The sequence below is a fragment of the Geodermatophilus sp. SYSU D00703 genome, from assembly GCF_054050155.1.
In genome coordinates, this window is the sequence record NZ_JBJGYU010000015.1 from 1 (window position 1) to 11,923 (window position 11,923).

Genomic DNA, 11,923 nt, shown 5'->3' on the forward strand with positions numbered 1-11,923 from the left:
CCCCCCCCCCCCCCCCCCCCCCCCCCCCCCCCCCCCCCCCCCCCCCCCCCCCCCCCCCCCCCCCCCCCCCCCCCCCCCCCCCCCCCCCCCCCCCCCACGGCGAGGCCGAGGACGGCACCCAGCACGGCGGTGAGCGCCGACAGCTGCAGGCTGCCGACGTAGGCCCGCCGGTAGGCGCCCTCGGTGATCGCGCCGAGGTTCGCCGCCGACCAGCTCTCCTCGAAGGTGACCGGGTCGGTCACCCGGAAGGCCTCCACCGCGAGGACGCCGACCGGCAGCACGAGGAAGACCGCGACGTAGAGGAAGAACGGCACCGCGCCGAGCCAGGGCAGCAGCCGGGCCCGGACCCGTCCCCGCACGCGCGCGCGGTCCGGGGCGGCGACCGCGGGGCCGCCGTCCCGGACCGGGCTGCTCGTCGTGGTGTTCAGCCGGACATCTCCGCGTTCCACCGCTCGGCGACCACCTGCTGAGCGGCGGTCTCCTGCTCCTGGGTCGGGAAGTCCGCGGTGCCCTCGACCGGCGGCAGCGCCGCCAGCGCGTCGGCGTCGGCCGTGCCCGCCTCCTGCATGGTCGGCAACCGCACCGGCCGGGCGCCGCCGTTCAGCCACAGGTTCTGCCCCTGGTCGCTGTAGAGGAACTCCTGCCACAGCCGCGCGGCGGCCGGGTGCGGGGCGAACTTGCTGATCGCCTGGCTGTAGTAGCCGCCGAACAGCCCGTCGGACGGGACGGCGACCTGCCACTCGGCGCCCTGGTCGGCGAGGTCGTCGGTGAGCGCGGCGTTGTTGTAGTCCCAGTCGATGGACAGCGGCGTCTCGCCGCTGAGGATCGTCGCCGGGGTGATCTCCACCGGGTTGAAGTTCCCGGCGTCCTTGACCTGCCGGAAGAAGTCGATGCCCGGGCCGATGTCGTCGAGGCTGCCGCCGTTGGCCAGGGACGCCGCCCAGACCCCGGCGAAGGCCGCCGCCGCCTGGGTCGGGTTGCCGTTGAGCGCGACCTGGCCGGCGTACCGCGGGTCGAGCAGCTCGGCGAAGCTGGCCGGGCACTGGTCGATGACCGAGGCGTTGCAGCCGATCGACACGTAGCCGCCGTAGTCGTTGTACCAGTGGCCCTCGGGGTCCTTCTGGTCCTCGGGGATCTCGTCCCAGGTCTGCACCCGGTAGGGCGCGAGCAGGTCCTGCGCCTGGGCCTGGCGGGCGAAGGCGGTCCCGAGGTCCAGGACGTCGGGAGCGCGGTCCTGCCCCCGCTGGCTGGTCACCGCGTTGAGCTCGTCCTGGCTGGAGCCGTCGGGGAGGGCGCTGTTGACGGTGATGCCGTACTCCTCCTCGAAGGCGGCGATCACCTCCCCGTAGTTGGCCCAGTCCGGCGGCAGCGCGATGACGTTGAGCTCGCCCTCGGCCTGCGCGGCCGCGACGAGGGCGTCGAGGTCCCCGAAGTCCTGCACCGACGTCGCGCCGGCCGCCTCGGTGCCGGAGCCCCCGCCGCCGGAGCCGTCGTCCCCACCTCCGCAGGCGGCCAGTGCGAGGGCCGCGACGGCCAGCGCCGTCGCCGTCCGCACGGGGGGACGTCTCCTCAGGGTGCTGCGCTGCACGTGTCTCCTCCGGTGGTGGGTCCGTGGCGCCCGGCCGGGTGCCGCGGGCGGTCTGCCGGGATGGTGGCAGACCTGGGGTGTCTGCGAGGGGGAGCCGACGTCGACGGCGGGGAACGGTCCGGCGAACGCCCGGGGCCGGTCAGCGACCGCTGAACGTCGCCTTGCCCGGGCCGCTCTCCAGGAACGAGCGCATCCCGGTCTTCTGGTCCTCGGTGTCGAACAACCCGGCGAACAGCTCGGTCTCCAGGGCCAGCCCCTGGTCCAGCGGCCGGTCGAGCCCCTCGTCGATGGCCCGCTTGGCCGCCGCGAGCGCCAGCGGCGGGCCGGCGGCGAACTTGCGCGCCATCGCCACCGAGGTGTCGTAGACCTCCGCGTCGGGGACGACGGCGTCGGCCAGCCCGATCTCCAGGGCTTCCTCCGCGCCGACGTGCCGGCCGGTGAACACCAGGTCCTTGGCCTTCGCCGGCCCGACCAGGCGGGCCAGCCGCTGCGTGCCCCCCGCGCCGGGGATGACGCCGAGCAGGATCTCCGGTTGGCCGACCTTCGCGCCGGCGCCCATCACCCGGAAGTCGGCGCACAGCGCGAGCTCGTACCCGCCGCCGAGGGCGTAGCCGGTGATGGCGGCGATGACCGGCTTCGGGATGCGCTGCACCGCGGTGAAGGAGTTGGTGAGCTCCCGGCCCCAGGCGGTCATGCCGGCGCCGTCCAGCGGTGCCATGGCCTTGATGTCGGCGCCGGCGGCGAAGACCCGCTCCCCGCCGTAGAGCACCACCGCCCGGACGTCGGCGCGTTCGCCCGCCTCCATGGCGACGGCGCGCACCTCCCGGTGCAGCTGCTCGTCGATCGCGTTCATCTTCGGCCGGTCGAGGCGGATGGTGCCCACCCCATCAGCCACCTGCAGGGTCACGAACTCCGGCGCTGCCATGGGGGTCCTCCAGCGAGCTGGGACGACGTCGTCGCCGCACCCTAGCCAGCAGGTCGGCTCGGCCACGCCCTAGCCCCCCGGTCGGGCGGGGAGGCGCTGCAGCCGCATGTTCTCCGGCACCTCCACGTCGGGCGGGACGAGCAGCTCCGGGCGGCCCCGGACGGCGGCCAGCGCGTCGACGAGGTCCCCGCACCGCTCCGGGGAGGGCACGAGGAACCCGCGGCCGGTCACCACCCAGACCGCCGCTCCCCCGGCGCGGTCGAGCACCGCCGCGGCGACGGTCTCCGAGGGTGTCCCCCGCACACGGTCGACGTAGTCGGTCCAGTCCACCCGGTCGGCCGGCCGGAGGTCCGGGTACACGACCAGGTCCAGGCCGCGCTCCGGGGGCACGAGGCGGGCGACCGACGGGCCGAGCTGGTCGGGGCAGAAGACGACGAGGTCCCCGGGCGCGGCTGCGGCCAGGGCGCGGGCCACCTGACCGGCCTGCGTTCGGGGGTCGGAGAGGTGCGGCAGCGCCGTCGCCAGGCCCAGCACGGCCACCAGGACGAGCCCGCCGAGCCGGGCGCGGGCGGTGGGCAGTGCGGCCAGGCCGAGCGCGACCAGCGCCAGGAACGGCACCAGCGCCACGCTGGTGTACCGGCCGTGCACCGCGGTGCCGGTGGCCCGGCTGACCAGCCCGGCGAGGACGAGGGTGCCGACCGACAGGACCAGCAGGGCAGCCCGCGACGGCCGAGGGCGCAGCGACAGCAGCACCGTGGTGTCCCCGCGGCGATGGTCCGTGCCGAGGGCGAGGGCGCCGAGCGCAGCGAGCAGCACCAGCGCCGTCCCCAGGACGTGGGCCCGGACCTCGAAGCCGCCGCGCCACGCCTCCAGCGCGATCGGCAGGGCGGCCAGACCCGGCTCCTCCGCCCACGGCGTGCCGGTGTGGGCCATCTGGAACAGCAGGGTCGGCAGCCACGGGAGGTACAGCAGGCCGCCCAGGGCGAGGCCGGCCAGCACCCGGAGTGCGGGACGCGGCCGCGCAGGCAGCGCGGCCAAGGCGCACAGCCCGGTCGCGGCGACCAGGTGGAACGCCCAGACGTGGGTGAGCAGGAGGGCGCCGGCGACCAGACCGAGCGCGGCCACCGGCCACGTCCCGGGCCGGCGGACGACGGTGTGCACCGCGAGTCCGCCCAGCACCGTGAGCAGCAGCAGGAGCCCGTACATCCGGGTCTCCGCCGCGTACCGGATGACGAACGGCGAGGTGGCCAGCAGCACGACCAGAGCGGCCGCCACCCGCCGGTCGGCCATCCGCCGCGCCACGAGCCAGGCGGCCGGCAACGTCAGCAGGCCGATGAGCACCGACAGGCCCCGGGCCGCCGCCGTGCCCTGCCCGAACAGCCCGATCCAGCCGTGCAGCAGCAGGTAGTACAGCGGGGGCGAGCCGTCCTCCCGCAGCGCGGCGAACAGCTCCGGGAGCGGCAGGCGCGCGATGGCGACGCTCTGCGCCTCGTCCAGCCACAGGTCGGGCGGTGCGACGACGCGGGCGACCGCGCCGACCACGACGACGGCGACCACGAGCAGGGCCGGCAGCGCGGGCAGCACCGGTCTCCAGGACCGTTGCCCCGGCCGGGACGGCCCCCCCGGCCGCGGGGCCGGGCGGCGCGCAGCCGGGTCGTCCTGCGCGGCCTGCGCCGCGGCGGACGACGTCCCTGCGGCGTCCGGACTAGGCGGCACGCGGCCGACGACGGGGCAGGATCGGGGCTGCCCGGCCGGTCCCGGCCCGCACGCTCCGCTGCCCGGCGGAGGACTGCGACGCCGCACTCCCCTCGTGGTAGTCCTCCTCGACGTTGACCGCCCACACGTCGTGGTCGGCCCCGTCGGCGATGTTCTCGACGGTCAGCATCGCCGTCACCATCGAGTGGTCCTGGTTGTTGTACTTGTGCATGCCGTTGCGGCCCACCGGGTGCACGTTGGGCACCTCCTCGGCCAGCCAGGCCCGGATGAGCTCGACCCGCTCGTCGTAACCCGCGTCGTAGACGGGGTAGGCCTTGGGCATCCGTACGACGAAGCCGCGCTCGACCCGGTCAGCGCCCACCAGGCCGAGCTGGACGAGTTCCCGCGTGGCGAGCTCGACCAGCGCCTCGTCGTCGGCCGCCCAGACGTCGTCGCCCTCGTCGACGAAGTACTCCAGCCCCAGGCACGTCCGCCCGTCCTTGACCAGGAACGGCGACCAGCTGCCGAAGTTCTGGATGCGGCCGACCCGGACCTCCGGGGAGTGGATGTAGATCCAGTTGTCGGGGAAACCCGCCTCCTGGGGCACGACGAGGGCGACGGTGAGGAAGTCCCGGTGCGACAGCCCCTCGGCGGCCTCACGGACGTGCGGCGGTGCGGGCGGGTCCATCGCGAGGACCAGCTCGGGCAGCGGCATGGAGGAGATGACGTGGTCGGCCGGGACCCGTTGGTCCGGCTCCGCGGGGTGCCGGCCGGACGAGTCCGAGCGGGTGCTGACCGCCACGACGCCCCGCTCATCGCGGTGGACGGTCGTGCAGCGGACGCCGAGCCGCACCTGTCCCCCGGCCTCCCGCACCCTCTCCAGCGTCCGCTCCCACATGAGCCCGGGGCCCGTGCGGGGGTACTGGAAGCGGTCGATGAGCGTGGTGATCTGCGACCCGGCGCTCGGCCGCAGCGCGTGCACGACCGCCCGCCACAGGTCGAGGTCCTTGATCCGCTGCGCGGCCCAGTCCGCCTGGATCTCGGTGGCCGGGATCCCCCAGACCTTCTCGGTGTAGGTCTTGAAGAAGATCCCGTAGAGCCGCCGCCCGAAGCGCGCGGTCACCCAGCCCTCGAAGTGGCTCTGGTCGCGCGGCGGGCGCAACCGCGCCGCCACGTAGGACGCCAGGCAGCGGACCGCCTCCGCCGGGCCGAGGCCGCGCAGGGCGTTGAGCGGCCGCAGCGGGTAGTCGAACAGCCGGCCCGCGTAGTGGATGCGTGAGAGCCGCGGGCGGGAGAGGAACTCGTCGTCGTCGAGCATCTCGTGCCACCACCGCTCGACGGCGGGCACCTTCGTGAAGAAGCGGTGCCCGCCGATGTCGAAGCGCCAGCCGTCCCGCTCCACGGTGCGGCTGATACCCCCCACGACGGTGTCCGCCTCGAGCACGGTCACGGGCAGGCCCCGGGCCGTGAGCTCGTGCGCGGCGGTGAGACCGGCCGGGCCGGCCCCGATGACGACGGTGTGAGGTCCGGTTCCCGCCTGTGGTCCGCGCACGCGTCCTCCGCCTCGTCCCCTGCCCCGCGGGGCTGCGCCCGCCAGCTCCCCCGGCAGCAACGGCCCCGCCCTACCCCGGACCGATGCGGACCGAAACCAGCTCAGCCGGCACCGGTCGCACCCGTCCCGGACCCCTCCCCGGCGGCCCGCCACACCGTCACCAGCCCGGTCGGAGAGGAGGTCTCGACGGGCCGGTAGTGGGCGGCGAGCTCGGCGAGGACTGCCTGGGTCCGTGCCGATCCTCGGACCTCCGGGGTGGCCCGGTCCAGCCCCAGGACGACGACGGCGTCCAGGTCGCCGCGCACCGCGGGGAGGTCCACGGCCGGGGGGAGCCGTTCGAGGCCGCGCAGCCCCGGGTCCAGCCGGCTGCGCAGGGAGGAGCCGGCGGCGAACTCCACCTGGAAGTACGCCTCGGCGGCCTCGTAGTGGCCCACGTCGACGGCGCCGCTGCGCACGGCCAGCCGGCTCGACTCATGGCGCAGCGGGTCGGGCGTGCCGCGCTCCGGCGCCGCCGCCGACCGGCTGTACTGCAGCACGACGAGGGTGGACCCCGGCGGGACGGCGGCGGCCACCGACAGCAGTTCGGCGACCTCGTCGGCCGCCACGGCCTGCGCCGGCAGCCGCGCGATCGCGCCGGCCGACGCCGAGCCCACCAGGACGGCGGCGAGGACGGCGCCGACCACCCGTCCCGGCAGCCGCGTCGCCGCCCAGAGGACCAGCAGCAGCGGCGGGAACCAGGCCAGCCGGCCGACGAGGAACCCGAAGTCCGGGCCCAGGCGCTCGGGGGTCAGGCTGACGGCGAGGACCGCGCCGGCCAGCAGCACCCCCAGGGCCACCCGGTCGGCCCCGCGGCCGGGCTCGTCGCGGCCGTCGGGCCCCGGCCGGCGCAGGGCGAGCAGCGCGAGCACGAGCAGCGCCACCGTCGCGGCGAGCGCGGCGGCGCGGGCGAGGTCGGGAACGCCGTCGACCCCCCAGCCGGTCAGGAACGGGCGCTCCCCGCGCAGCAGCGTCTCCAGCCGCTCCGTCGAGGGCTCGCCCTCCGGCGTGGCCGGCGGCCCCTCGCCGGTGGCGAGGTAGGCCGCGGTGAGCAGCACGCCGGGCAGGACGGCGAGGACGGCCGGGGCCAGGTGCCGCCGGGCGGCGGACAGGGCCGGCGTCCCGCCCCGCACCGCCGCCCCCGCCCGGGACGACTCGAGCAGGAGCACCCCGCCGACCCCCACGACCCACGGCAGGAGGTGCGCCGTCCAGGTCAGCAGCGACAGGACGGCGAGACCGCCCACCGCGCGCGGGGACCACCCCGCCCGGCAGCGGAGGGCGACGCCCAGGACGAGCAGCGAGCCGATGACGCCGAGCACGAAGTTGTAGAAGCCGTAGGCCAGCAGGTGGCTGCTGCCGAACAGCAGCGCCGCACCCGCGAGCCAGCCGGCCCGGGGCGACACCCCCCGGACGGCGTACGCCAGCGCCGCGACCAGACCGGCGACGATCCCCGCCACGAGCAGCCGCTCGGCGGTGTCCGGCCCGACGACCTGCAGCAGGCCCGCCAGGAGCAGCGTGGCCGCCATGTTCGGCACCGGGGTCAGGTCGACCCGGTAGTGCTCCCGCAGCGCCGTCCCCACGGCCCCGTCCTCCCCGTGGTGGACCAGCGCCCAGGCACCGGCGACGTGCGCCGGACCGTCCTGGCTCAGGACGGTCGGGAAGGCCACCAGCGGGACCAGCTGCACCGCCAGCCCGGCGACGAGCAGCCCCGCGACCAGCGCCGTGGGTCCGCTCGACGGGCCCCTCCAGGAACCCGCCCCGAGCCTGCGAGGGGTGGAGAGGAGGGGGTGCTCCATCAGGCGGCGCGGCGGGCGGTCCAGCGGCCGTCGGCCCGCTGGACCTGGAGCGCCAACCCGAAGGTCTGCGACAGCGTCTCCCGGGTGAGCACCTGCTCCACCGGCCCGGCGGCCACCACCTGGCCGGCGCGCAGCAGCAGCGCGTGGGTGTAGCCCGGCGGGATCTCCTCGACGTGGTGGGTGACCAGCACCTGCGCCGGGGCGTAGAGGTAGCGGGCGAGGTCCGACAGCCGGCTGACGAGGTCCTCGCGGCCGCCGAGGTCGAGGCCGGCGCCGGGCTCGTCGAGCAGCAGCAGCTCGGGGTCGGGCATGAGCGCGCGGGCGATCTGCACCCGCTTGCGCTCGCCCTCGCTCAGCGTGCCGAACGGTCGGTGGGCCATCGGCGTGACGCCCCACTGCTGCATGAGCATCGCCGCCCGGGTCAGGTCGTGGACGTCGTAGCGCTCCCGCCAGCGGCCGACCACGGCGTACCCGGCGGACAGGACGACGTCCCCGGTGCGCTCGGCGGGCTCGATGCGCTGGGCCAGCGCGGCGCTGGTCAGGCCGATGCGCGGCCGCAGCTCGAAGACGTCGACCGCGCCGAGGGTCTCCCCGAGCAGGGTGACCGTGCCGCGGGTGGGGTGCATGTGCGCCGCGGCCAGCTGCAGCAGCGTCGTCTTGCCCGCGCCGTTGGGGCCGAGCACGACCCAGCGTTCGTCGTCGTGCACCGTCCAGTCGACCCCGCGGAGCAGGTGGGTCTGCCCGCGGACGACGTCCACACCGTGCATCTCGACGACCGGGTCCCTCGACACCCCTCCATCCAACCAACCCGCCCGCGCGCCCCGGCGTGCCACCCGACGGCCGCCGGTCCTGCCAGGATCGACCCGTGCGAAGCAGCCCGGACGACGTCGCGGTCTGGCCCGGCGCCCCCAGCCCCCTGGGCGCCTCCTGGGACGGGACCGGCACCAACTTCGCCCTGTGGTCGGCCGGCGCGCAGGCGGTGGACCTGTGCCTGTTCGACGGCGACGGGACCGAGCACCGCCACCGGCTGCAGGAGACCACCCACCAGGTGTGGCACGCCCGGCTGCCCGGCATCGGCCCCGGCCAGCGCTACGGCTACCGGGTGCACGGCGGCTACGACCCCCAGTCGGGGCTGCGGTACAACCCGGCCAAGCTGCTGCTGGACCCCTACGCCCGCGCCGTGGACGGCGAGCTCACCCTGGACCCGGCGCTGTTCGGCTACGCCGACGGCCTGACCGAGGGCCGCCGGGGCGACGGGCCGGCCGACCACCGCGACTCCGCGCCGTACGTGCCGCGGGGCGTGGTGGTGCACGACCCGTTCCCGTGGGACGGCGACCGGCGGCCGGGGACGCCGTGGGCCGACACGGTGATCTACGAGGTGCACGTCAAGGGCGCGACGATGAGCTGCCCGGAGATCCCGCCCGCGCTGCGCGGCACCTACGCCGGCCTGGCGCACCCCGCGTTCATCGAGCACCTGCAGGCGCTCGGGGTGACCGCGGTCGAGCTGCTGCCGGTGCACCACTTCGTCAGCGAGCCGCACCTGCTCCGCCGCGGCCTGACCAACTACTGGGGCTACAACACCCTCGGCTACTTCGCCCCGCACGCCGCCTACAGCTCCTCGGGCACCGCCGGGCAGCAGGTCACCGAGTTCAAGGCGATGGTCAAGACCCTGCACGCGGCCGGCATCGAGGTCGTCCTCGACGTGGTCTACAACCACACCGCCGAGGGCGACCACACCGGGCCCACCCTGTCGTTCAAGGGCATCGACAACGGCGGCTACTACCGGCTCGACGGCGGCGACCCGTCCCGCTACACGGACTACACCGGGTGCGGCAACACCCTCGACGTCCGCCGTCCCCCGGTGCTGGCGCTGCTGATGGACTCGCTGCGCTACTGGGTCACCGAGATGCACGTCGACGGCTTCCGGTTCGACCTCGCCGCGGCGCTGGCCCGCTCGATGCACGACGTCGACCGGCTGTCGGCGTTCTTCGACGTCGTCCACCAGGACCCGGTGGTCAGCCAGGTGAAGCTCATCGCCGAGCCGTGGGACGTCGGCGAGGGCGGCTACCAGGTGGGCAACTTCCCGCCGCTGTGGACCGAGTGGAACGGCAAGTACCGCGACACCGTCCGGGACGTGTGGTCCGGGGCGCACGTCGGCGTCCGCGACCTCGCCTACCGGCTCACCGGCTCCTCGGACCTCTACCGCTCCGACGGCCGCCGGCCCTTCGCCAGCATCAACTTCGTCACCGCCCACGACGGCTTCACCCTCGCCGACCTGGTCACCTACCAGCGCAAGCACAACGAGGCCAACGGCGAGGACAACCGGGACGGCGAGAGCCACAACCGCAACTGGAACTGCGGGGTGGAGGGCCCCACCGACGACCCGGAGGTCACCGCGCTGCGGGCCCGGCAGGTGCGCAACCACCTGGCCACCCTGCTGTTGTCGACCGGCGTGCCGATGCTGACCGCGGGCGACGAGCTCGGCCGGACGCAGGAGGGCAACAACAACGCCTACTGCCAGGACAACGAGATCTCCTGGATCGACTGGAAGTCCGTCGACGAGGACCTGCGCGCCTTCGTCTCCCGGCTGGTGGCCCTGCGGCGGTCCTCCCCCGTGCTGCGGCAGGAGGCGTTCTTCGAGGGCCACGAGATCCCCGGCACCGGCGGCACCCGCGACCTCGCCTGGTTCCACCCCGCCGGGCACCAGCTGTCCACGGCGGACTGGTTCGACGGCGGGCTGCAGACGATCGGGATGTACCTCGACGGCCGCGGCATCCGGCACCGCGACCAGCGCGGCCGACCGGTGCAGGACGACTCGTACCTGGTGCAGCTGCACGCCGGCCCGGCGCCGGTCACCGTGCACCTGCCCGGGCCGCCCTGGGCCGACGGCTACGAGTTCGTCGTCTCGACCGAGTACCCGACCGGGGCGCCGCCGCGGCCGGCCGTGGTCGCCCCCGGGCCGCTGGAGATGCCGTCCCGCACCGTGTGGCTGCTGCGCGTCCTGCGCCGCCCCTGAGGTCGCTCCGCCCGCCCGGCGTCGCGCCTCGCCGCGGCCCGCCCCGCCTGCCCGCCATCGCGGGTGTTCCTCGCGGACTGCCGGTGCTGCAGGACCCGCCCTGCGCGAGCAACGCCGGTGGTGGGCGTCGAGCACGCCCCGGAGCCCCGGGTCCGCACGGGGATCCGGGGCTCGGGGACGGCTCTCAGCCGGGGTGGAGCGGTCGCGGGGCCCGGCCGGGACACGGGCAGCGGCTCCGGCCCCCTGCGGGGTCCCGCCGCGAGCTTGCGAGCGGTGGGGGGCAGGGGGCCTCTCAGTCGGGCTGCTGCTCGAAGGTGATCACGGTCCAGCCCAGCAGCAGGCGGTCGCCGTCGGACAGCGGGTGGGCCACGCCGGGCTCCAGCTGGGTCCACTCGGTGGCCTCGGGCCCGGCGACGTGCGTGCCGTTGAGCGAGCCGAGGTCGACCAGCGACACCTCGCGGCCGCTGCGCTGGATCGCGGCGTGGGCGGAGGAGAGCACGTTCTGCGTGTCGGCGATCGGCACCGGCCGGGCCGACCCGCCGGTGACCAGCTCGTGGTTGTCCGGACGGCGGCCGAGGACGAGGTCCTCGTCGACGGTCACGACCAGGCCGTCGTCGAAGCGGAGGATCGGCGCCGCGGCGGGCTCGGGTTTCCAGAACGCGGTCGCCTCGCCCTCGTCGTCCTGCCGGGCCGGGGCCGCGGTGGCACCGAAGCCGGAGGACCCGGACGACGGGGCGTCGCTCCCGAAGCCGGCGTCGGAACCGGCGGAGAACACCGAGGGGCTCGACTGCGGGACGGCGGCCGTCGACGGGTGGGCGACCGCGGCCAGCTGCAGCATCGCGCCGGAGCCGGGGACGGTGCCCTCGATCAGGTCGTAGGCCACGCCCGGCGGCATCGACGGCACCGGCTGCCCGGGGCCGACGTAGAGGGTCTGGCCGAGGTGGAAGCCGCTGGCCAGCGTGCAGCCGTCGAGCGACGAGCCCGACACCGGGACGCCGTCGACCGCCGGCTGACCCTTGCCGGACCACAGCGCCGTGCCCGTGCCCGTGCCGCCGGCGCTGTCGACCAGGACCAGGGCGAAGGACGCCGTCCCGGAGCCCAGCGCGGCGACCTGGCTCGCCACCGCGCCGAGCACCCGCTCGGCGCCGGGGCCGGAGACCCCCAGGCAGGCGTGCAGCGCGGCGACCAGGGCCGGGGACCCCGGCGCGTCGACCCAGAGCAGACCGCCTCCCCGTCGGGCGACGACGGAGTCTCCGGGCAGGACTTCACAGCGGTCGGGCATGGCGCAAGCCTAATGACCTCGGGCACGCGCGGG

Annotated in this window: 8 protein-coding genes; 1 reads left to right on the forward strand and 7 read right to left on the reverse strand. The window is 75.7% G+C overall.

Annotated features, from left to right (window positions below):
* Positions 1-424: 424 nt before the first annotated feature.
* The 6 genes from ACI782_RS15225 to ACI782_RS15250 form a co-directional block, all read right to left on the reverse strand.
* Entirely contained in the window at positions 425-1,588 is a 1,164-nt protein-coding gene (locus ACI782_RS15225) for an extracellular solute-binding protein (RefSeq protein ID WP_456910610.1), read from the reverse strand.
* Between the two features lie 139 nt (positions 1,589-1,727).
* Entirely contained in the window at positions 1,728-2,513 is a 786-nt protein-coding gene (locus ACI782_RS15230) for an enoyl-CoA hydratase/isomerase family protein (RefSeq protein WP_456910612.1), read from the reverse strand.
* A gap of 69 nt (positions 2,514-2,582) precedes the next feature.
* The gene (locus tag ACI782_RS15235; RefSeq protein ID WP_456910614.1) at positions 2,583-4,097 is read right to left on the reverse strand and encodes a glycosyltransferase family 39 protein; all 1,515 of its coding nucleotides are present in this window, start codon (positions 4,095-4,097) and stop codon (positions 2,583-2,585) included.
* A gap of 121 nt (positions 4,098-4,218) precedes the next feature.
* Positions 4,219-5,760: an NAD(P)/FAD-dependent oxidoreductase gene (locus tag ACI782_RS15240; protein WP_456910616.1), complete on the reverse strand. Its 1,542-nt coding sequence runs from the start codon at positions 5,758-5,760 to the stop codon at positions 4,219-4,221.
* A gap of 101 nt (positions 5,761-5,861) precedes the next feature.
* On the reverse strand, positions 5,862-7,592 hold the full coding sequence (locus tag ACI782_RS15245; protein ID WP_456910618.1) for a hypothetical protein: 1,731 nt from the start codon (positions 7,590-7,592) through the stop codon (positions 5,862-5,864).
* On the reverse strand, positions 7,592-8,383 hold the full coding sequence (locus ACI782_RS15250; RefSeq protein WP_456910620.1) for an ABC transporter ATP-binding protein: 792 nt from the start codon (positions 8,381-8,383) through the stop codon (positions 7,592-7,594). The genes ACI782_RS15245 and ACI782_RS15250 overlap by 1 nt, the downstream gene beginning before the upstream one ends.
* Before the next feature lie 74 nt (positions 8,384-8,457).
* On the opposite strand from ACI782_RS15250, the gene glgX reads away from it, so the two are divergent.
* Positions 8,458-10,608 carry a glycogen debranching protein GlgX gene (gene glgX / locus ACI782_RS15255; RefSeq protein WP_456910622.1) on the forward strand — a complete coding sequence of 717 codons (2,151 nt, stop codon included), beginning with the start codon at positions 8,458-8,460 and terminating at the stop codon, positions 10,606-10,608.
* 292 nt (positions 10,609-10,900) lie between these two features.
* Here the strand turns inward: glgX and ACI782_RS15260 are convergent, their stop codons facing one another.
* Positions 10,901-11,890: an FHA domain-containing protein gene (locus tag ACI782_RS15260; RefSeq protein WP_456910624.1), complete on the reverse strand. Its 990-nt coding sequence runs from the start codon at positions 11,888-11,890 to the stop codon at positions 10,901-10,903.
* Positions 11,891-11,923 lie beyond the last annotated feature (33 nt).

Bases quoted from the DNA above. Each gene is read 5' to 3' on its own strand.
- ACI782_RS15260 (WP_456910624.1), bottom strand. From the start codon at position 11,890: ATGCCCGACCGCTGTGAAGTCCTGCCCGGAGACTCCGTCGTCGCCCGA.
- ACI782_RS15245 (WP_456910618.1), bottom strand. From the start codon at position 7,592: ATGGAGCACCCCCTCCTCTCCACCCCTCGCAGGCTCGGGGCGGGTTCC.
- ACI782_RS15230 (WP_456910612.1), bottom strand. From the start codon at position 2,513: ATGGCAGCGCCGGAGTTCGTGACCCTGCAGGTGGCTGATGGGGTGGGC.